Here is a 21808-nt window from a genome sequence, read left to right on the forward strand (position 1 = left end):
TACTTTTAATCCGACTAAGAATACATAACGAAAGCCATGGCATATACCACGGCTTGATATGAAACTTATATGCGGGAAGGCAAAAGTGATCCCTCCGCCTTCTCTAGATATTGTTATGGCGTTTTTTCCATACATACGTTAAAGAAATGAAGATGTAGATGCAAAGTGTAATGATCGTAACGACTATGGATGTCGTGAAAATGATTCCGATCAGGATCGTTATTAAAGCGATGATCGCAGCCCAAGTCGTATACGGGAACCATTTTACCCTATAGGCACTTGTTTTTCCGGACTGTTGTTTACGTGATTTCAAATGGGCGAAAGCAATGATCAACCAGATGAATAATACGGTATATCCAAGCGAACCCATTAGGAAATCGAAGGTCTTGCTTCCAGCAAACAAGGAAATCAATACACCGCCATATAAAGCCGAAGTACACATTAATATTGCGGGAACAGGTACTTTCTTCTTGGATAAACGGGAAAAGACTTTCGGAACGCGACCATCCACGGCTTGTGTAAAGAGAACGCGGGATGAACCATATAACCCGGAGTTCATCGATGATATGATCGCTAATAGAACAACAGCGTTCATGATATGGTCGGCACCTGGAATCCCGATCATTTGAAAGACCATTACAAACGGACTTTCCTTCACCCCGTTCACTTCGTTCCAAGGAATTAAGCTAACGATGATGAAAAAAGGAATGATATAGAAAGAAATGATCCTGACCAATGTACTGCGAACCGCCTTTGGAACCACTTTTTCAGGATTTTTCGTTTCAGCTAATGTGACCCCGATGATTTCCGTACCGCCATATGAATAGATAACCACCAGCATCGCCGTGATCAAACCTGTCGATCCATTCGGGAAGAATCCGCCATGTTCGGTCAAGTTAGAAAAACCGACCGCGGTATGATCACCAAAAGTAACGAGCAGCAACAATAATCCAGCCATGATGAACACAATGATGACCGTAATCTTAATTAAAGCAAGCCAGTACTCCGTTTCTGCAAAAACCTTCACCGACAGCAAGTTAACCGCAGTAACTAAAACCGAAACAGCTAACGCCAGTATCCAGATTGGATATCCGGGCAGCCAATATTGAAGGAAAATCGCCGCAACCACTGATTCGGCCGCGATATTCAACACCCACATTTTCCAATAAATCCAATCCAGGAAATAGGCAGGATACTTTCCTAAGATCGATTGGACCAAATCCCTGAATGTTCGTGCACCGCTATTGCGGACCGCCATTTCAGCTAAACCTTGCATGATGAATAATAGGATGATTCCTCCTATCAAGTACGCAATGATTACGGAAGGGCCTGCCATATCAATGGCTGAACTGCTTCCTTTAAATAAACCTGCCCCGATGGCACCGCCTAATGCCATCATCGTAATATGCCTTGAAGTCATTGTCCTCTGTAAATTCCGTTTGTCCGTTTCCATATCCTAACCTCCCAAAAATCAAAAAAAGCATATCGTCTCTTCCTTCATAATCAAATGAAGAAAGAGACGATATGCCTTAAGCTTACCGCGGTACCACTCTTATTGGCTCTTTAAAGAACCCTGCTTTAAAAACCTTGTAACGAAGGTTAATCGTTAAAACAAAAGAATGGAATCATTCCTATCTTTCGCTTTACCACTCCCAGGCAAGTTCAAAGTATCATTGGACTGCGTCGCACCAACCCGCAGCTCTCTTCACCGAATAATAAGCTTTTACTACTCCTGTTCATTGCGTTTGAAAAATTATATCTGAATATTTTTAATAATATCCCATACTATACGGACTCAAGGTGAATTTGTCAATAACTTTCTTAGGATAATATTTTCAACGAAATAAATTAGGGGAAATCGTAAAAGCCCTTGATTCACTGGTGGACAAATAATATACAAATTCATTAGCACTTAAGAAACATCCTGCGGCTGCAGAATCAGGGGGTAGACGGCATTAAAAGATGAAAATGAAGAACCCCTGATGTGTGAAGCGTATTTGCAAGGTTTACTAAAGACAAAGAGTGCCCTTTTTGAATACCCTCAATTTACCAGTAGTTTCGTAAATTCAACAAATGTTCTTATGACTTATTTAGCAGGTTCTATATAGAAATAAATCCCACTTTCCTTGTCTATTGCAGGGCTTACTTCACTAGTTTGTGATTTAACGATAGGACTTTGATCTTCACTTAATCCAGTGTAAATTGTAAAACTCTTTCCTGATTGTGTTGTTGTTCCCCAACTTATCTGGGAGGAATACTTTTTGACTTTATCGTTTTTAACAAGAACATCTTGATCAGGGTCATACCAAGCAAACTTTCCTTCCTGCTCACTTATACTTGATACCCCTACTCCCAAGCCTTCTTCTAATTGTTTCTTATAAACAACAAATGTTTCTCCGTTTTCACTAACTTCTCCAATGATGTCTTCTTTTTTCATCTTTTCTTCTTTAATGCCATGATTAACCGTTTCTTCTTTGGTTTTATACCATTTCAATTCACCGGTTCCATTATCAGCCACTGCAGAACACCCTGTAAGTGCAATCATGGCTATTACAAAAGGCAGCACCACTTTCACTTTAAAAATCCCCCTTTTTAGAAAAGATGCAATACTTAAATCATGCATTCGAACGCAAATGAAATTACAATATATAGAAAAAACCTTTTCCCTATCCATCATCAATAATCCCCACTGGTCACCTAATCAAACCAATATATTCATAAAAGCCCAGACGTTTAAAACTCGATCCCTAACCAAGATGCAGCCACCATCAGAGCCCCAACGACAATCACTATAACCGGTCCTACAACAACTAATCCAAATAGCAGTGAGCCTACTGCGTCCAGGAAGATTCGAAATGGTCCTGCTTTTTCCTTTTTATTCTGTTGCTGCGTTAATAAATCTTCAAGATGACTGACTTTTTGATTCAATTGCTGCAACTCATGAAACACTTTTGTGTCCTGGTCCATGAATTACCACCCTTCCAAATTAACAATAAATGTTAATTATATCATTTACATCCATTTTCAAACAGTGAAATTGACGACTATTTTCTGGCACTGACACCAAAGTAAAGAGGATCTTCTACAAAATCTCTTTTTTCTGAGATGATTCACATTAGAACTTTGACCTTTAAGCGTACAAGAAGAATCGATAAATTCGTATAGAGGTTTTTTAAGAAGCAGGCGATGTATGAGGGGGCAAAAGGGATTCAGAAGGTAAAAAGAAAACAGCCCTATGGCTGATTTCCCGATTTCATTAAGTATGTCGGCACCACTAAAATCCACAGAATGTTTGTAAGCCGCAAATTTAGTAATTACGAGTTTTTAACCTGTCCATTTAAAAGGGATAAAGGGTTATTCCTTTTCATCTCTATACCAAAAATTCTCACTAACCGAGAAAGAAGTTTCGATATTTCGAACGGTATGCCACCAATTTTTAGGGGTGTACATTAATTCTCCAGAAAACTGTTCCACAATATAGGGCGTGGTATATTTGAAGTTTGGATCCTCCTTTAAATCCAAATCGAATAAATCATGCTTGAATTCTTTCACATACTCCGTATCATCAGGACTGAAAAAAATCCATTTTTTTTGGCCAAATACTACTGCATTCCAATTATGTGATTTCTCAAAATCCTGGTGTATTGGGGTTCCTGTTCCACCCGAACCAAGGAAAATCCATTTTAATTTCTTTTTGTTTTTTGTCTTGATTGTATTATGGTTGAATAGGGATGGGGTTTCGAAATAACCCTCTAAATCCTCATTGCCCATGATGGAAAAAGGCCAGTCACAATACAATTTTTCTGGGTTATCATTTAATATACCGATGAATTTGCCCAGTTTTGATTTGTAAAATTTTTTTTCTTGATCATATCCTGATTTCCTTATAATTATTTCCCTTTCTCCATAATTAGACTGTAGATAGTCTGTATCCCAGTCCCTGGAAGGCCATGAATCTACTAATCCAGTTATTATCAGTGGCTTTTTACCCGCATAATTTTCTTCAAAATCCGTTAGTGATAATTGTTTATAGTGTATCTTTTCGATCAATTCGCTCATCCTTTCAGAGTACGGGATAAAGTGTTAGATTTTCAAAATGAATATGAGGTGACCCTTGGGTGACACTAAGATTATTTTCACCATTCTTATTACAACCGAAAACCGGATTAAAGAAAAGCAGTTCATTGCTAAGGGACTTAATGGCTTTAGCTGAATCCAGTTTGTTTCCTTTAATATCAAATCTTCTAAGTATTTTATTGGTTACTTTCCCATTTTTAATGACCAAACCATATGATGGACGGATTACAAAATTCAAACCAAGTGATCCCCCACCCCAGGCACCTCTGCAATAAATACCATTGTCGATGCCTGAAATTATCTCCTGTACTTCCATATTGCCTGAATCCAAATAAGTTGTTGACATTCTGGGCATCGCAAGTGAAGATATGCCAACGCTTCTTGCATTACAGGAAGATTGTAAGCCCAGGAGCTTACGAGTCTTTGCATTATGCATCAAACCTACGTTTATCCCGTCCTTTATTAAGTGGGTCCTAAATGTTTCATTCTGTTCCGCATCCAATAAATAACTACCATTTTGCCCAGGAATGGTCGGGTCATCGAATACGTTAATTTTATATTCTGACCATTTGTATCCCATCGTTATTCCATTTGGCTTTAAATACTCTAGGTAATTATCTGCTTCTAATGTATGTCCAAAACATTCGTGTACATAATGAGAACCAGTCCATGGCTCAAGCACAATTTGTGTTTCAATCTTGCGTTCAAGTTGCTGACCGTATATAGCAGCTTCTACTTCCGCTAAAATCACTTCAAAATGATCCATTAATTCAGAACATGGTGACTTATTAGTTCTTGTTTGCCATAATACTGGAATAATAGATGTTGAACTCTCTATGAAGATCATTATAAGAATGGAATACTTTAATTCATAACTGCTTAATCCAATACGAAGCTTAAAAGACTTCCAATGTCTTGAGTGATCATAGCGATCACGTTCAATGAATTTTAAACAATGATTTAATTCTTCTTGAAGAAACTTATTCTTTTCATTATCGCAGCTTGGTGAAACAACCCCTTCAACATTCGAATCATATGATAGTAAATATTCATTGTTCATGGCTTCGTATCAGCTCGGCTAATTACTAATTGCGAAGGATCATGCTGAATCTTGCCATCAAAATCCACAAATGCCATTCCCAGTTTTGCTGCGAATGCTTCACCCAATATATAACCCTCTATTCTCATAGGTAATAATTCGATGCACTCTTTTGATAAATCATATCCTTTTTGATACAGCTCCAAACGAAGGCAACAAATTAAACGTAATATTAAGCCATGCGCCTCGATGGTATCCACTATATTTCCAGTTTTACTAAACCAACTTAAAGCCTCTTCATAATTACCATCCTTGAAAAAGTGAATGCCTAAAACATAGGCAGCCCAATATGAATCATCACCCGTTTTAGTCGCTATTTGATAGCAACTCTTAGCAAGTTCAATTTCACCAGACTGGGTATAGAGAATCGATTTCAATTTCCACCCTATTGCTCCCAATGGCCTCAATTCAAAGTTTAATTCATCTATTTCTGCTAGACTCAACTTTTTATTTGATGAAATTTTCTCCATCGTTACCTTCGGGGAAATCTTATCTTCCTTGGAATATACAATCTCCCTCCCCAGTTGCCCGGCTATATATTCCCCCATCCACCTGAAACTTTCAGGCAGAAACCCGCTTTTGATTGAATAGGTCATTGTTTTCACTTGATTAAAGAGGCCTAAATTTTTCAATACATTTAAGGTTTCGTCTATATCATTGGATAAATCATTAGTCTTGGGATCATAAAAGTAATCCAAATCGATATCTACAATAACCTGTTCATTAATTAGGAATTCTCCCAGAGATTCAATGGTTGTGACATGTAACTCAATATTATTTAATTGTACAGAAGCAGAATTTTCACCGTTTCTAAAGCTTGCCATGAATTCTTTTCCATGGTTAGGTACAAGGGATAAAAGCCCCCAAAGTAATTCACTAAACCCTTTTTCTCCTAACATACGAGGGTATACCCATATAATTTTCCGAAAAAGACCCTCTTGTATGGCGGCGTACAAAAAGTCATCAATCCCATAAGAATATCTTCCATCTTCCCTACAAGGAATATCTTTTTTCAATTCATCAATACACAGACCCTCTTTAATGAACTGACTGATTCTTTTCATTTTTGAATTTTCTATGAACTTTAAATCCAAGTGTTGATCAAAATAAACCAAGGTACTATTCCTGGGAGTTTTATTGACCCAATATGAAAATACTTCACTATGTTCCTCATATACATATATTTTATCCATCATTCTTAATTAACCCTAAGTTTAGAATCCAATTTATCTGGTCTTGATTGAACTTTTGTTGGCGGTTTATTTCCCTTGAACCTCCTATTTCCACCATTTCTAATACACTTGGGTGAATGGGTCCCCTAATTAAATTTTTTTCGGTTGCTGCATATAGCCATATAACCTTTTCGGAATCGCTAGCTACTTTTTTTCCACTTAGTGCCTCGGCTATTTCTTTAGAATAGGCTTGGTACGCATAGTGAATATGACCATTATTTTTAACCAGGTCACTATCTATCCTGAAAAATGGGTGTTTATTCACTGTTAGTATAGATAAAATGGCATTTAAAAATTCGTGTTTTAATAGTAAATGATTATTATCAGCCGCATGGATAAACTCTTCGTTTTCAGACAAATAATTGTAAAACGCTTCCTCGATACATGTCCCTTCCCCTGCATAGGGCAATTCCATATAACACTCGAAATGTTTGGACGCCAGGAACTTATGCATTAGCAGCGTTATATCGGTATCAAGGAGTTCCAAAGCCTGAAAAACACCAGGAAAAGATGTTCTTAAACCACCTTCATGTTCAATATTTCCACTCATTAAATTTCTTACAATCGTTGTAGCCGTTGCTACAAGCTCTTCTTTATCTATTGTTTTTATGTGATTTAAATGATCAGCTGATAAATTCAATTCATCGAATTCATCATTTAAAAAGTAATTTCTATATTGGTAATCATATAATAAATTGTAAAGCAACTCGTCCAGTGAATAGTTCTTCGGTTTTAAATCATTTGCCATTTTTCAACTGCCTCCTTCATTCTTTGATAATTTTTCTGTGACTTCGGAATTAATATTCCTTCATCTGTATATTTAGGGTCTTCATATGTAATCGCTTTTAAATTAGGGCATAAAGGAAGCAAGTAATCTAAAAGCTGGATTTGTTCATCCATTAATACTCCATGATGCAGATCTCTGAATTTCCCTTTAATAATTTGACAACCTGAAAGATGCAATTCAAAACAGTTTTCAAAAGGCAATTTTTCTAAACCATTGAACATCTTTTCATTCATATTCCCTAACAACCATTGATAACTAAGGATATGACCAATATCTATAGTGATAGGGGAGTTTGTCTCCTCGACCAATGTTCTGAAATAATCAAATCCATTTATTTCCCCAATAAAGAAGTTAGTACCTTCAGTGAATCCAGGAAACTCAACTGAAACTGGAACGGCCAGTTCAGATTGGTATTCGTTGATGTTCTTTATACAAGCTTCCAATCCCGCTGGTGTCATATATGGTGGTAAAGGGAAAGGGACGGTTTTCCCTTTTATTGACCACAGGCCAAGATCTTCTACAATCCATCTTATGTCATATCTTTCTATAATCTTATTTGTGAATTCTATGATTTCCGTTTTTTTGTAATACTCGGTAGCCCCCATATTTAAAATCGTTTGATGGAATGCTCTCGCCTTTAGATGTGGATTGGCTTCAAATAATCTATCATAGGCATCAAAGTAGTCCTCGGCTTTTAACACACTTCTATTTTTCGGTTGAAAAGCAAAGAAAATATAATTAAACTCGTCTTTATAATTTTGAAAAAAGCCTTTCATCTTAGGCGTTATGTCGTCATGGTCCCCTTTGCTGGAAAAACCTATATCTTCCCCCCAAGGTAAATCCATGCCTAAACCAAGTCCAAGCTTTTCCTTTACATTTGGAAATTTAATTGTCTGATGAACTGTGCTCATTAGTCATTCCTCCCCATAAGTTATTTTCATTCAAGGTTAATCACACCTTTTTCGACAAAATACTCTAGGTACTTTTTATCATCTGCCTTGCTCATTATCAGTGCGTTTCCGAATACTTCTAAGGACTCTGGCACCAAGAAGATCCTTTGCCATACAAAATCCATGATATACGTTTTATCTAACTTAATGATTTTAGTCCAAGGGTTTATGAATAAGGTATTTGAAGTGATATCCTGTCCTTCCCTTTTGTATTTATCAGGAGGAAGCTCATCATTCTTTTGGGGGTTGACATTTTTGTGCAGTTGCAAGAATCTATTCAGCTTTTCTTCAAACGTTATTCCGTCAGAGTATTGAAATGTAGCACCCATTCTACCCATCCCATAATTGAGTAATTTGTTTCCTCTTAGGTTTTTTCTTGATTGAATATGGATTTCAGGATTATTTGTATCTTCATAAATATAGGTACCTGGTTCTAAAACGAGCATTTGCATGACATCGATGCCAATTTTATCTTGATTTTTAAGTAAAAATTCCTCAGAACATTTAATTTCATCCTCGGTTTCACCAGGTAAGCCGCCAATTATAGACATTCGCAGCGTAATGTTGGCATTATGTAAATTATCTATTATCTGTTGATAATTATTAGATTGCACTCCTTTATCCAAGGAATCTAAAATCCTTTGAGAATTGGTTTCATAGCCAACAGACATTAAAATACAACCTAAATTACTTAGTTCAAAACAAAATTCAGCGTCTAACAACACATTCTCAAGACGGTTTCGTGTACTGAATGTAATTTCATAACCTCTAGATTTAAGTATTTTGACTGCATGGACGACAAGCCGCAAATTAGTATTCTCATCTATGAAATTAATTCTATTAACCCCATAATTGTTAATGATATCCTCGCACTCGTTTGCTACTTGCCTTGCCGTTTTCTGCTGATAACTTTTTTCTTTTCTTGATCTATTACCATATGAACAAAAAGTACATCGTCCCCAGTAACACCCCACACATGTAATCAAAGACATATGCACTTCTTCATCTAAATAGTTTTTGTACGGTAAATCAGAAAAATCAGGCGGTAAGGCATCCGTGATCCTATATGCAGACTTGGATGGGGCATTTTCACCATTTTTTTCATTAAGCCAAACAATATCCGGCACCTCGCCGATTTGGCAATCGTTTTTCAAATACCTGTCTAACATGAATAATGTTTCTTCACCTGCCGATATTCCTAATGAATCCACAAATTGATTTAATCCATTTAGGCTAAAGAAAGATGATTGACGAATCATGATTTGTTGTCCACCCAGAATAATGTGGGTATTAGGGGAAAGTTCTCTAATCCACTTGCATATTAAAAGGGAAGGTAATATTTGGCTATAGTATGCAATAGAAATCGCGAAGATTTTGGGCTTATCGTTAAGAATTTTTTCTTTGATATTTTCGTATAAAACCTTTGTGGCAATATCACTTTTTTTCCAACCAAAATCCCTTACCAATTCAAGGATTTCTTCCAATGAGGTAATCTCAAGTTTTAAAAACGAATTTACTAGTAATAATTCTATGCCTTGTCTCACCAACCGAACGTCATACTTCAATGAATCAGAAGATCTTTTCTCTATAAATACATTATTGTAAAGTTGCTTTTGTTCTTTGAATAAGTATTTAGCCATTTCGACTTTATATATCAATTTCAAGTCTTTACTTCCGTTTTCATTGATGCTCACATATTCAGCTAAACAATCTTCACTAAAAAGGGTATGGCATAATTCAATATTTAAATCAATTTGGCTTACACCCATTCCCTTGTTCCTCAAAAAACTAGTAATCATAGGTAAACTTAAATATGGAAAGAGCCTGGCTTCAGTTAGAGGCGGAAAAACTATCATAGCATCTGAATTTTCCATCTAAAGAAATTCTCCTTTAATTTATCCAAAGAGAGTGTTAGTTTCATTAAAAGCTAACACTCTCTTTGAATCACCATTATGGATTTAGGATCTAACTTATTTTTCTACATCCGATACTGTACTGAAACGGAATGCATGAAATGCACTGCCCACTTCCAGCTCTTTAGCTTCGATTACTTCAAGGTTTTCCACTAGCTTTTCCGCTTGTGTATTTTCCACTTGCTTCGTCATATGTTTCACCCCTTAACCTTTAAAATGATTGCCTGTATCTGCCCTGATCTATTTTTCTGTGTCCGACACTGTACTGAAACGGAATGCATGAAATGCACTGCCCACTTCCAGCTCTTTAGCTTCGATTACTTCAAGGTTTTCCACTAGCTTTTCCGCTTGTGTATTTTCCACTTGCTTCGTCATATGTTTCACCTCCTTAACCTTTAAAATGATTGCCTGTAACTCTGCCCTAATCTATTTTTCTGTGTCCGACACTGTACTGAAACGGAATGCATGAAATGCACTGCCCACTTCCAGCTCTTTAGCTTCGATTATTTCAAGGTTTTCCACTAGCTTTTCCGCTTGTGTATTTTCCACTTGCTTCGTCATATGTTTCACCTCCTTTCGATCACTTCAAAACTGTTGTATATATCACTTTCAGCTAAACGAGAATTATACTTCTTCTTTCAAAGACAATTTCATATTGCTCTTTAGAAGCCTTTTATCATAAACGACTGTTCCTATAGCTACCAAATATAACCCTATACAAATGAATAACACGTATGAAAAACCAACTTGGGAAAAGTCACCTTGGTCAGTGCCATAGTCCAATAAAGTGTTGAATATCCCCGCCGCGAAAGCCCCAGTTCCAAACTGTACCATTTGGAACAAACCCATATAAACCCCTGTTTCTTCCTCAGGAACGGCCATCATGGCAATCTTATTTTGTGTGGGCATGGAAATGACACCGGCCAATCCAAAAAGGAGAAACGCAAATATAAAGAAAATTAAGCTGCCATTAAACATTGTCAAAGTGAGGTTCACCATTCCAATTATGGAAATCGAAATAGATAAAAGTAAAAGGTTTCTATTGTCTTTTAAATCTGCAAGTTTACCCGCATACCCAGATAACAAAACCGCCAGTATCGAATCTGCCATAATGATATAGCCAACAATATCCGGTTGAATATTGTGTATATCCCGCATGTAACTTGGAATGTAAAGCACTATTACATTTGTAATGAGGAAGAGAACGAATATTCTAATAATTGAAGAGACAAAAATAGTGTTTTTTATTGCCTTTCTTGGAAGCAAAGAAGTATTTCCGCGGTTAGCCCGTTCATAATAAATAAATAAAATTAAACTCAATATCGTAACCGCAATAGAAAGTGACCGTTCCACTATACTAATTTCATCCTTGAATATGAATTGAAAACTGATTACCATGACGAGTAAAGCCAAACTGTTTTTTAAAGGTAAATGAAGGTTTGCCGTGATTCTTTTTTTTGATTTGGGAGTTACCATTAATACAAGAACTAAAGATATGCAACTTATGATAATCAATACTCCAAATATCATTTGCCAAGAGTAATGCTTTATTACCAAACCACCAGCAGCTGGTCCAATAAGTGTGGCAGTCGCTAAAACTCCGGAAAACCATCCAAAAGCCCACCCTAATTTATTATCCTTAAAACTTTGCCTAATCAATAATACCTGTGCCGGTACTACCATTGCGTCTGCAATTGCCTGAAGTGTCTGATAGACCAAAAACAAATTCCAACTATTTGTGGTTCCACTAAGAGCCGTAGATGCGATAAATAGCGATAGGCCAAATATCAGCAATTTTCTTGCTCCTAATATATCCGCCACTTTACCAAAAAGCGGAATGAGAAATGCGAAAAAAGAAAAGAATAGAATATTTCTAATCTGAAGTGTGGAATAAGAAATATTAAAAAAGTCTACAAGATTAGGGAACGCAATCGTCAACATGGACGTAGACATCACACTAGCTATAACACATGAAGAAATGGTTATAATCAATAATTGATCTTTATTTATTTTCATATAAATAATCCTTTTTTTATTTATTTTATTTAAATTTGCCTTTAGGCTTCCTTTTTTAACATAGGTTCATATGTAATTAAATCTTAATGCTGATTCGGCAGATCATTAAATATGGGCCGATCATCTACAGCCAAATTGACGCTTGAATCGAATTGTAAAACCATCGCTAGCGTAAACAGAATGGAGAACCCAGATACTAATATTTTTTTCATATACCCCAACCTCCTGATATTGATCGATACAACTAGTATAAACCATCCAGATATGGTACATTTTTCTTGTATGGCTGCTACAGAGTATTTTTTTTGATATTTTTTTGGTGTTTCCAATGAAATATATAAAAAAATATAAAAGTATTTATATTTTTAGGAGTTGATAAAATGGATGAAAGCATTCCTTTTAAGCTTGGAAATGTACTCTACACTTTAAGAAAAAGGTCAGGCATAACACAAAAAGTCATGGCAGAGGGAATCATTTCTCAAGCACAACTAAGCAATATAGAGAAGGGGAAAGTCATTCCATTAGCGACTACTTTATATGAGCTCTCATTACGTTTAGGTATCAGCATTGAAGATATACTTTTAGAAACTTATTCAGACCGAATGGAATATAGTGAGGAAGTGAAATCACAAGTCAGGGTTTCTATTAGAAATAGAGAGTATCGGCAGGTAAAACGGATTCTCGAAGCAGAAAAATACCATGCAGATTTCCAGTCACCCATCAATAAACAATTCATCCTCTGGCATTTGGGCATCGTAGCATATTATTGTGATAATGATATATTGAAATCCCTGGATTTTTTAGATCAAGCATTGGACTTATCTACTCATTTTCATATTTTTTCCGCTCAAAAAATAGAAATTTTGAATAGCAAAGCCATTATTTATAACGAAATTACTGAATATAAAAAGTCAATTGCCTCATATAAAGATGCCCTTAAGCAATTTCAACAACTTCCAAAAACCTCAATGAATTATAAAATTAAAGTCCGGATTCATTACGGATTGACAAAATCCTTACATAAGGACGCACAATATTATGAATCTATAAAAATTTGCTCTGATGCTATTCAAATTTTAATCCGGGAAGAATCTATGTACCTTATGGGAGAAGTTTTATATCAGCGTGCCCAATCCCTGCAGTCATTGAACAACATGGAAAGTGCCACAAAAGGGTATGAAGAGGCAAGGAATATATTCTTATTGCAGCAGAATTACGAATTTGAGAAAGTCGTTCAGGAAAGACTGGATGAGATAAAGAAATCGCTTAAAGTGTATAAAGATTGAAGAATTACCTTAGCAAAACATGCTGTACCTTTTTGGTTAGTATAATGACACTGATACATTCTTGGAACGTAAACAGGCTGCCTATTGGAGTTAAGGAAAACGTTTATTCATATTTTCAATTAGTTCAATCACCTGTTAAAAATTCCTGAAAACGACCTTTTCCAAACCATTCAAATAGACGTCATGAACAGGACTAATAAAAGAAACCTAGCTTATTCAAGCTGGAAAGCAAAGGAAAGCATAGGGGGTCCCTATCTATATTCCCCGATGTCATGAATTTTGAAAGGCCCCCTACCCTCCTGGGTCCAGATCCTTTTTGAAACCAACTCCATCATTCTATTTTTTCAAATTCTGTCATCAATGATACAATAACATGGTCTGAAATCAATCCACTCTATAGAACACGTGAGGTATCATATTTTTTATGAAAGCAATACGATTATTAAAGAGTTTTAACTTTTTATATTTTGGACTGCTTGCCATTTTCATTCCGTTTCTCCCAGTCTATCTGGCTGATCAAGGTTTGCGTCCAGCCCAAATCGGATTCATCATCGGTACAGGAGGTTTTGTCACCCTCATTACCCAGCCTTTATGGGGAATGATCAGCGACAAAACAAGGACTATACGAAAAGTCCTGTTATTACTCATCTTTTTCTCGAGCGTAATCGGTTATTTCCTCTATGATTCAAGCAGTTATCTTCAGCTCATCCTGTTTGCCATGCTGCTATATTTCTTTCTGATGCCGATCGATCCCCTGACGGAAAGCCTCAATTTTACGATGGCAGAGAAATCCGGGATCAGCTACGGCTCCATCCGGACATATGGTGCATTGGGTTATGCGGTCATATCGCTGATCACCGGCTATGTTATGTCATATTTCGGAGCGAACAGCCTTGCGTTCCTTTTTGCAGGCATAGGATTGATCAGCTTCATTGTCAGCTGGATGATGCCTGATGCTCCCGTTTCAGGGAAACCTGTCACCTTAGGCAGCCTTAAGCATTTTTTCAGCAATAAAGAGACGCTTCTCTTTCTCTTATTGGTCTTTATCTGTGCTGTTCCAGCAAGGATGAACGATACCTTCCTTGGGGTATATATCAGGGAACTTGGAGGAAGTGCCAAGCTTGTAGGCTTGACCTGGTTCTTAGCGGCGGGAAGTGAAATCGTTGTATTCGCCCTAAGCTTTTGGGCTGCGCAAAGGTAAGGAAATCATCATCATTTCGTTTGCAGCAGCGTTTTTCTTTATCCGTTATTTCGTCTCTGCGTGGATTACCGATCCACAGCTATTGGCTTATTTGCAAGTCATGCAGCTATTGACTTTCCCGATTTTCTACTCGGCGGCCATCCAATATCTTTACCGGATCGTTCCGGTGGAATGGCGTGCCACAGGCCAGACCGTACTGGCGCTGCTATTCTTCGGGGTTTCGGGAATCATTGCTTCTTATATAGGCGGAGCCATATATGGAGCATATGGCGGGAAGACCCTTTACTTGTTCATTTCCTCCATCTCCTTTATAGGAATGGTATTCGCTTTCTTTCTTTATCGGATATACGGAACGAGGCTCGATACCGCAGAGGAAGCTGTATAAACTAAAAAACGGTATAAAAAAGAGCATGTTTTGATTAAAACATGCTCTTTTTACATTCCGTTAGCGAAATAAAGGGGCAACCGTCAACATTAACACAGACAAGCAAAGCAGAATAGTAGTTGTCCTGTTTGAGAGTTTTACTTGTTTGCCATTTTTATAGAAACCTGAAAATTGAAGCCGGTTTTTATAGAGTACATAAAGTAATGGGAAAATTGCCATACCAACAATCCATCCGCCCGTGGTATTCTCTACGGTTATTCCAAAAATCGCATAGATTGAATTAATGATGAGGCCCATTATCATTCCAATAACGAAAATAATGGTGATTATACGAAATAATTCTAAAATCACTCTTAACATCATTTCACCTGCTTTTTTCCTGCTATCCTTAAAAAAGGCTGCAATCAGCAACCTTGAATGAACTTTACAGGATGGGATATTTCCCTAAATATAACAAACTTTCCTCTATTGGTAAATAGACGCTCTTTACTCTTCTTCTTGAACGAGCGAATGCTTAAATGCGTAAATCACTGCTTGCGTGCGGTCCTGCACGGCAAGCTTGCTTAATATATTGCTGACATGCACTTTGGCGGTTTTCAGGGCTATGTATAGTTCATCGGCAATTTCCTGATTCGTTTTCCCTTGTGTCATCAGCAGTAAAATTTCCATTTCACGGTTTGTCAATTGATCATGAAGCTGGGTGATTTTTGGGCGACGCAGCTTTTCCATCATTTTTCCCGTCACTTCAGGTTCAAGTACGCTTTGACCCTGGAAAGTGGAACGGACGGCTCTCGCAATCTCGCTGGCCTTGGATGTTTTCAGCATATAGCTCGTCGCTCCGGCTTCCAATGCCGGGTACACCTTTTCATCATCCAGGAAGCTTGTCACAATGATGATTTTTGCTTCTGGCCATTTTTCAATGATTCGTTTCGTCGCTTCTATGCCGTCCATTTCCGGCATCACCAAATCCATCAAAATGATATCCGGACGCAATTGCATTGCCAGTTCGACAGCTTTCAAACCATTGTCCGCTTCCCCGACCACTTCGATATCCGACTGTGCGGATAAATAAGCCGATACCCCTATCCTTACCATTTCATGGTCATCGACAAATAATACTTTAATCATGATGGTCACCTCCAGCATTCAATAATGGGATTTTCACTTCAAGTTTCGTTCCTTTATTCGGAACACTTACAATTTGCATCGTCCCGCCTAATTCAACAGCCCGTTCATGCATGTTTTGCAGTCCATATGATCCCGTTTTCGACTCCTCGACGTTAAAACCGATGCCGTCATCCGTTATTCGTAAAATGATCATTCCATCACGGACGATCAATAGCACTTCAAGCGAATTCGCTTTTGCATGTCTCAGCGTATTGGAAATCGATTCTTGTAAAATCCGAAACAGATGGTCCTCAATCCCCTTATCCAGAGTGACAGGCTCCATCTTCCAATTTATATCCATCGTCACTTTTTGGGCCAATTCCACAAGAAGCTCCTTCATTCCTTCATGTAAAGATTTTCCCTTTAATGCAACAGGCCTCAAGTGAAGCAATAGCGCCCGCATCTCAAGCTGGGATTGATGGATCATTTCTTCCACTACCTTGAATTGTTTCATTTCCGTTTTTTCCATATCGGATTGTGATTCGGTGATGGCCGACATGAACATCGAAGCGGCAAACAATTGCTGGCTCACCGAATCATGCAGCTCCCGCGCTAAACGGTTTCGTTCCTGGGAAACGATTTCCTGGATCTGTTTCTCCTGATCAATGGCCTTTTCATTCGCCATTTTTTGCGATAATTTAGTCTGCTCATTGATTTGCTTATGGATCAGTTGCATCCGTTCCGCCATTTTAGCCATCTCTTGGATTGGATACGTTTCCTGTTGCGAGGGTATGCGGCCATGTTCAAGGAAATGCAGACCTTCATCCACCCTTTCAAGCTGTCTCTTCCAAAACATCCCCGAAACGACTCCATAAATAAGCCCTACCGTCATGACCAGGCTTGGCAAAAATATGACGAAGGGTAATCCCATGACCACTTTCTCCCATAATAAGCTCCAATCGGATAAAGGAAAGATGAAGAAAACCATCGCCGGCAAAGCAAGGGAAAGAACGAAAGCAACACCAAGGGCAGTCAATATCTGCCGTGTCAGTATGCTCATATCCGCTTCACCTCTAAATCGCCAACTAAGATTGAAGTGATGATATGAACCTTGTGATCCGTTTCATTGAACCCTTCCGTTTGGTAGGAATAAATTTGATTAAAGATCCTGGATTCAGGCTTATTTTCAAAAATCCGCGCTCTGCCTGCAATGACAGAATGATGGACCCTGATTTCGATGCCATACGGTACAAGGACGGTGATATTGCCAATGATATTCCTGATGGAAATGACAGCATCGCCTTTCGGTAAAATCGTTTTGCTTAAATCGATAACCGTATCACCGACCCCGCCCTGAACATTCACGGAATTCCATTCATATACATGTTCGGTCGTTTGTTGATGACCAAACAACTTATTTTTAAATAGATAATCGGTTTTCAGCAGTCGTTCCTTATTGATCTTTTCTTCGTCCGAATCATCATTGGTTAAAATGGGACTGACCCAATCAGGATTCTTTTTGGACTGATAATATAAAAGCAAAAGATAAATGAGGATCGCCATTAGGAAAAATCTAAAGACGAACATATTCAAGACTGTGATGATAAGGGAAATCAGCCCTATAAAAAATAGGATTTTCCCGATTGTCCGTTTTGTGAATTTCCTGCCTAAATAGATGCATCCTATTGAAAAAGCGATGGAAAAAAGGAGACCCCCACCCGTAAATGAAATCTCTAAAAAAAGCAGGACGACTCCGATGAGAAGTATCCATCCCATATAGTCCGTCTTCATCTTGTTCAACATCGGTTCGCCTCCCCTGTATATGATCATGATATTCTTAAAAGGCACAGAAACCCGTGCCTTTTAAGAATACCATGAAATTGTCACGTTCTGACAGACTGTTTTCCCCCGCCCTCCATTCCAAAAGGCGAGGGGATGACAGCGATGCCTTGAAAAAACTTTACGCTTCTTTCTGTTCCAATTCTTTTTCAAGCTGAACAATCCTGGCATCGATCGTATGCCGATTATAATCTGTATGGACCTGGTGCTCGATGCGATCGATATAATGCTCCATTTCTTCAAACATCGCTACCGGTTTGGCTTCGGAACTGCCTCCGTCCAAAACCCGATTAATCCGGTTGTTTGCCCGGGCAATATTTTCCCTGCCCATCAGTTCCAACCGCTTTAGATGCATATCCTTCAGCTTATGTTTCATTTCTTCATATTTCCGCTCCAGCTCAGCCAACTGAACCTCTGCACTTTTATGCGCCTCTTTCAAACTTTGCGCCCGCTCTTCATAGTGCAGGCTTTCCTTTAAAGCAAATTCCATTAGATCGGTTTCTCCCGACTGCTTGGCAATCTCAGCCTGATGCTTACGTTTTTCAGCTAGATTTTGCGCTTGATTATATTCACGCGTAAACTCTTCTTTCAGAAGATATTGACGTTCAAGCAACTTACCGACCTTTTCCGTCTCCTGCTCACATTGACGTAAATATTGATTTAACATCCCAATTGGATTTTTTTGCTCCTTTTTATCCAACAGATCGTGAAAATCAGCCGAAATCGTTTGTTTCATTCTAGAAAATAAATTACCCATTCCAATTACACCCCTTCTATTAGTTCTTATTCAACTCTTTCCACTCTCTTTCAAAATTTGAGAATGGGTCACTTTCTTTCGATGAAGCACTTTCATCATTTTCATTCCATTTTTTATAAACCAGGTAAAGAACATAAGCTGCCACCAGTCCCAATATTGCCGGGATATGGGAAATAGAAACGATCAGCACGATAATGGAGACTGATCCCCACGCAATCTTCGCCCCTGTCGATTCGGACTTCATGAACTGCTTGAACCCAAAGTATAGGATCGCCAAGCAAATCGCCAGGCTGATCAGTGGGCCAACGTTCGCCAGCAACAGGAAAAGTGCGATCAGTCCTACAATAAATAAACCAAATTTCTTCATTGTTTTCGTCCTCCTTTCTATGTTTATATCTTATCTACTTTTACAAGTTCGTATAATGAGCCTTAGCTATATTTTCTAGTAAGACTTAAGGCGTAGACGCTGTAAGTCCGATGCTAATGTAGTTTTTGGTTTACTCGTGAGTTTCACCTTAATTGTAAGTTTGAGTGATATATTCGAAAGTTTAATCGATATATACCAGAGTTTGCGCGATATACTCATGAATTTGCACTTTACTCGTGAATTTTGCTGCTTTACTCGTGAGTTTGGGCACTTTACTCGTGAGTTTTGCTGTTTTACTCGTGAATTTCCGCTATTTACTCGTGAATTTGGACACTTTACTCGTGAGTTTGAGCACTTTACTCGTGAGTTTGAGCAGTTTACTCGTGAATTTCACCTTAATTGTAAGTTTGAGTGATATATTCGAAAGTTTAATCGATATATACCAGAGTTTGCGCGATATACTCATGAATTTGCACTTTACTCGTGAGTTTCCGCTATTTACTCGTGAGTTTGGGCACTTTACTCGTGAGTTTGCGCTTTTTACTCGTGAATTTGAGCAGTTTACTCGTGAGTTTGCGCTATTTACTCGTGAGTTTGAGCACTTTACTCGTGAATTTGGCCACTTTACTCGTGAGTTTTGAAAATAAAAAAATCTTCCGATTGTTTATAACCGGAAGATTGGTGAGCTGCCATTATCATTACACATATAAGCCTTCGACGTAGACTGAGGTGATGGTTTGAGCAATTTCTTCTACTGAACTTTGATGTTCGTTTCGGACGATTTCCCATAGGTACATTTCATTTGTGAAAAACCATCCTCTTGCGACAAGCTCATGGTTAAGTTCAGTTCTTGCCAGCCCGTTTTGCTGTGCATAGGCGACGTCCTGCGAAATTCGCTGAATGAACTTCATGCGGATCGCTTTCCATTTATCTGAAATAATGGTTGATATCCCAATGGCCTGTTCGAAAACTTGCATCATGTTGCGTTCAGCTTCTGCCATTTTCAAAAATGCATTAGCTTGTCTGTTGATGATATGTTTTGCTTCATCTTTTGATTTTGGAAAGAAAGAGGTTTCGGCAATTTCATAGAATTGCTCCATTACATTTTCCATTAATACAATTAACAGATCCTCTTTCCCTTTAAAATGAACATAGGCCGTCCCGTATCCGATGTTTGCCCTTTTGATCATTTGGGAAATAAGCGCAGCTTGATAACCTTCTTCAAGAAATATTTCCTTTGCAGCTTCCAATAGCTTTTGTCGTGTCATGATCGAGCGTAAATGCCGTTTATCCCCTGTTTTGCCATTCTCCATGCTTATTCCTCCCTTTATCTTCTAGCATAAAGGATTTCCATGAAATAAAAAACATTTGTTGGAATGACAGCTTGAATGTTTATAATTTTCTGAATTAACTTATTGACACTATGTCATATTCTTTGGTACGATTCTCCTAGAATTTAAAAAAACTAATATAGGAGGATGATTATGGTTTCTGAATATACATTGGATCACGCTAAACAAATGGATGAGAATGATACGCTAAAAGGTTTTCGAGAAGAGTTTTATTTAAAGCCGGATTCCATCTATATGGATGGAAACTCATTGGGGCTTCTTTCGAAAAGGGCTGAACGCACTCTTCTGGAGTCTTTGGAAGATTGGAAAGAGCATGGGATTGATGGATGGACGCAAGGGAATCACCCATGGTTTTTCATGGCTGAGAAATTGGGCGCGAAGATGTCCCAATTGGTCGGAGCTTCTCCCGAGGAAGTTATTGTAACCGGCTCCACAACTGTAAATCTGCATCAGCTTGTAGCCACTTTTTATAAGCCTGAAGGAATGCGCAGAAAAATTTTGGCTGATGAATTAACCTTCCCGACTGATATTTATGCTCTTCAAAGTCAGCTGCGTACACATGGATACGATCCGGAAACCGATCTCATCCGCGTGAAAAGCCGTGATGGCCGATTTCTTGAAGAGGATGACATTATCGAAGCAATGACCGATGACATCGCTTTGATCATCTTGCCGACGGTCCTGTATCGCAGCGGTCAAATACTGGATATGAAACGATTGACTGATGAAGCTCATAAAAGAGGCATTGTAATCGGATTTGACGGATGTCATTCCATCGGTGCCATCCCGCATTCATTCAGCGAATGGGATGTGGATTTTGCGTATTGGTGCAATTATAAACATTTAAATGGCGGCCCTGGCGGTGTTGGCGGTTTATATGTAAATCGAAAACATTTTGGGACGATGCCTGGATTGGCTGGATGGTTCGGCTCCAAAAAAGAGAAACAATTCGATATGGAACATACCTTAACACCAGCTGAATCAGCAGGAGCGTATCAAATTGGCACGCCGCATGTGTTAAGTTGTGCACCTTTGATTGGATCTTTGGACATTTTTATAGAAGCTGGAATTGAAAATATTCGTGAAAAATCCCTGAAAATCAATCAATATTTAATGGATTTAGTCGAATTCGAATTGGAAGACATGGGATTTTTCATTGGAACTCCAAGAGAAGACATCCGCCGCGGAGGTCATGTAAGCCTCGAGCATAAAGAAGCTGCACGGATATGCAAGGCATTGAAAGAGAACGGTGTCATTCCAGATTTCCGTGCACCTAACATCATTCGCCTCGCCCCGGTTGCACTCTATACTTCTTATGCGGAAGTTTGGGAAGTTGTACAAATACTCAAGAAAATCATGTCAGAAAAACAATATGAAAAATACAAGAATGAGCGTGAAGTGGTCGCATAACCCGGAGTTCCGCCAGATGGGGCTCATCCC

General features: G+C 38.3%; 26 protein-coding genes and 1 other annotated feature. Of the genes, 5 read left to right on the forward strand and 21 right to left on the reverse strand.

Going from position 1 to position 21808, the window contains the following annotated elements; genetic code table 11:
* Positions 1-103: 103 nt before the first annotated feature.
* From J7I96_RS25925 to J7I96_RS28530, 14 genes are all read right to left on the reverse strand, one after another.
* Positions 104-1453, reverse strand: coding sequence for an amino acid permease (locus J7I96_RS25925; protein WP_214924692.1), 1350 nt, complete (start codon positions 1451-1453; stop codon positions 104-106).
* A 59-nt stretch (positions 1454-1512) separates the two neighbouring features.
* Positions 1513-1749: a binding site (T-box leader), on the reverse strand.
* Positions 1750-2086: 337 nt separating this feature from the next.
* The gene (locus tag J7I96_RS25930; RefSeq protein ID WP_214924694.1) at positions 2087-2575 is read right to left on the reverse strand and encodes a hypothetical protein; all 489 of its coding nucleotides are present in this window, start codon (positions 2573-2575) and stop codon (positions 2087-2089) included.
* A gap of 158 nt (positions 2576-2733) precedes the next feature.
* Positions 2734-2967, reverse strand: coding sequence for a hypothetical protein (locus tag J7I96_RS25935; protein WP_214924696.1), 234 nt, complete (start codon positions 2965-2967; stop codon positions 2734-2736).
* Between the two features lie 387 nt (positions 2968-3354).
* Positions 3355-4050 carry a cupin-like domain-containing protein gene (locus J7I96_RS25940; protein WP_214924699.1) on the reverse strand — a complete coding sequence of 232 codons (696 nt, stop codon included), beginning with the start codon at positions 4048-4050 and terminating at the stop codon, positions 3355-3357.
* Between the two features lie 13 nt (positions 4051-4063).
* The gene (locus tag J7I96_RS25945) at positions 4064-5137 is read right to left on the reverse strand and encodes a TldD/PmbA family protein (protein ID WP_214924703.1); all 1074 of its coding nucleotides are present in this window, start codon (positions 5135-5137) and stop codon (positions 4064-4066) included.
* Positions 5134-6372: a peptide arginase family protein gene (locus tag J7I96_RS25950; protein WP_214924705.1), complete on the reverse strand. Its 1239-nt coding sequence runs from the start codon at positions 6370-6372 to the stop codon at positions 5134-5136. The genes J7I96_RS25945 and J7I96_RS25950 overlap by 4 nt, the downstream gene beginning before the upstream one ends.
* Complete coding sequence (locus tag J7I96_RS25955) at positions 6362-7156, reverse strand: hypothetical protein (protein ID WP_214770638.1); 795 nt, start codon at positions 7154-7156, stop codon at positions 6362-6364. Before J7I96_RS25955 ends, J7I96_RS25950 begins: the two co-directional genes overlap by 11 nt.
* A complete protein-coding gene (locus tag J7I96_RS25960; RefSeq protein WP_095393037.1) occupies positions 7141-8106 on the reverse strand; it encodes a multinuclear nonheme iron-dependent oxidase in 966 nt (321 codons plus the stop codon). The genes J7I96_RS25955 and J7I96_RS25960 overlap by 16 nt, the downstream gene beginning before the upstream one ends.
* Before the next feature lie 26 nt (positions 8107-8132).
* On the reverse strand, positions 8133-10019 hold the full coding sequence (locus J7I96_RS25965) for a B12-binding domain-containing radical SAM protein (protein WP_214924706.1): 1887 nt from the start codon (positions 10017-10019) through the stop codon (positions 8133-8135).
* Between the two features lie 96 nt (positions 10020-10115).
* Positions 10116-10250 carry a hypothetical protein gene (locus J7I96_RS28515; protein ID WP_285289419.1) on the reverse strand — a complete coding sequence of 45 codons (135 nt, stop codon included), beginning with the start codon at positions 10248-10250 and terminating at the stop codon, positions 10116-10118.
* A gap of 48 nt (positions 10251-10298) precedes the next feature.
* Positions 10299-10433 carry a hypothetical protein gene (locus tag J7I96_RS28520; RefSeq protein ID WP_258831800.1) on the reverse strand — a complete coding sequence of 45 codons (135 nt, stop codon included), beginning with the start codon at positions 10431-10433 and terminating at the stop codon, positions 10299-10301.
* 51 nt (positions 10434-10484) lie between these two features.
* Complete coding sequence (locus J7I96_RS28525) at positions 10485-10619, reverse strand: hypothetical protein (RefSeq protein WP_258831801.1); 135 nt, start codon at positions 10617-10619, stop codon at positions 10485-10487.
* A gap of 63 nt (positions 10620-10682) precedes the next feature.
* Positions 10683-12074, reverse strand: coding sequence for an MFS transporter (locus J7I96_RS25970; RefSeq protein ID WP_214924708.1), 1392 nt, complete (start codon positions 12072-12074; stop codon positions 10683-10685).
* An 83-nt stretch (positions 12075-12157) separates the two neighbouring features.
* Complete coding sequence (locus J7I96_RS28530; protein WP_283866295.1) at positions 12158-12286, reverse strand: hypothetical protein; 129 nt, start codon at positions 12284-12286, stop codon at positions 12158-12160.
* Between the two features lie 168 nt (positions 12287-12454).
* Here J7I96_RS28530 and J7I96_RS25975 point away from each other — a divergent pair, with 168 nt between their 5' ends.
* From J7I96_RS25975 to J7I96_RS25985, 3 genes are all read left to right on the forward strand, one after another.
* A complete protein-coding gene (locus J7I96_RS25975) occupies positions 12455-13360 on the forward strand; it encodes a helix-turn-helix domain-containing protein (protein WP_214924718.1) in 906 nt (301 codons plus the stop codon).
* A gap of 424 nt (positions 13361-13784) precedes the next feature.
* Positions 13785-14561 carry an MFS transporter gene (locus J7I96_RS25980; RefSeq protein WP_214924720.1) on the forward strand — a complete coding sequence of 259 codons (777 nt, stop codon included), beginning with the start codon at positions 13785-13787 and terminating at the stop codon, positions 14559-14561.
* A 64-nt stretch (positions 14562-14625) separates the two neighbouring features.
* The gene (locus J7I96_RS25985) at positions 14626-14946 is read left to right on the forward strand and encodes an MFS transporter (protein WP_311315240.1); all 321 of its coding nucleotides are present in this window, start codon (positions 14626-14628) and stop codon (positions 14944-14946) included.
* A gap of 60 nt (positions 14947-15006) precedes the next feature.
* On the opposite strand, the gene J7I96_RS25990 is transcribed toward J7I96_RS25985, so the two are convergent.
* The 6 genes from J7I96_RS25990 to J7I96_RS26015 form a co-directional block, all read right to left on the reverse strand.
* Complete coding sequence (locus J7I96_RS25990) at positions 15007-15357, reverse strand: hypothetical protein (protein WP_251029251.1); 351 nt, start codon at positions 15355-15357, stop codon at positions 15007-15009.
* A 75-nt stretch (positions 15358-15432) separates the two neighbouring features.
* Positions 15433-16074 (reverse strand): response regulator transcription factor, encoded by a 642-nt coding sequence (locus tag J7I96_RS25995; protein ID WP_214770626.1) that lies wholly within the window; start codon positions 16072-16074, stop codon positions 15433-15435.
* Positions 16067-17113, reverse strand: a complete 1047-nt coding sequence (locus J7I96_RS26000; protein WP_214924729.1) for a sensor histidine kinase — start codon at positions 17111-17113, stop codon at positions 16067-16069. Before J7I96_RS26000 ends, J7I96_RS25995 begins: the two co-directional genes overlap by 8 nt.
* Complete coding sequence (gene liaF / locus J7I96_RS26005) at positions 17110-17856, reverse strand: cell wall-active antibiotics response protein LiaF (RefSeq protein ID WP_214924732.1); 747 nt, start codon at positions 17854-17856, stop codon at positions 17110-17112. The genes J7I96_RS26000 and liaF overlap by 4 nt, the downstream gene beginning before the upstream one ends.
* A 157-nt stretch (positions 17857-18013) precedes the next feature.
* Positions 18014-18649 carry a PspA/IM30 family protein gene (locus tag J7I96_RS26010; RefSeq protein ID WP_096338052.1) on the reverse strand — a complete coding sequence of 212 codons (636 nt, stop codon included), beginning with the start codon at positions 18647-18649 and terminating at the stop codon, positions 18014-18016.
* 19 nt (positions 18650-18668) lie between these two features.
* Positions 18669-19016 (reverse strand): lmo0954 family membrane protein, encoded by a 348-nt coding sequence (locus tag J7I96_RS26015; RefSeq protein ID WP_034309581.1) that lies wholly within the window; start codon positions 19014-19016, stop codon positions 18669-18671.
* Between the two features lie 278 nt (positions 19017-19294).
* Between J7I96_RS26015 and J7I96_RS26020 the strand changes: the two genes are divergently transcribed.
* Positions 19295-19657: a hypothetical protein gene (locus J7I96_RS26020; RefSeq protein ID WP_215048191.1), complete on the forward strand. Its 363-nt coding sequence runs from the start codon at positions 19295-19297 to the stop codon at positions 19655-19657.
* 57 nt (positions 19658-19714) lie between these two features.
* Here the strand turns inward: J7I96_RS26020 and J7I96_RS26025 are convergent, their stop codons facing one another.
* Positions 19715-20329: a TetR/AcrR family transcriptional regulator gene (locus J7I96_RS26025; protein ID WP_053536079.1), complete on the reverse strand. Its 615-nt coding sequence runs from the start codon at positions 20327-20329 to the stop codon at positions 19715-19717.
* Between the two features lie 171 nt (positions 20330-20500).
* On the opposite strand from J7I96_RS26025, the gene kynU reads away from it, so the two are divergent.
* Positions 20501-21778 (forward strand): kynureninase, encoded by a 1278-nt coding sequence (gene kynU, locus J7I96_RS26030; protein ID WP_214924735.1) that lies wholly within the window; start codon positions 20501-20503, stop codon positions 21776-21778.
* Positions 21779-21808: the final 30 nt, after the last annotated feature.

The sequence above is a fragment of the Bacillus sp. ISL-78 genome, assembly GCF_018613455.1.
Classification (GTDB): domain Bacteria; phylum Bacillota; class Bacilli; order Bacillales; family DSM-1321; genus Peribacillus; species Peribacillus frigoritolerans.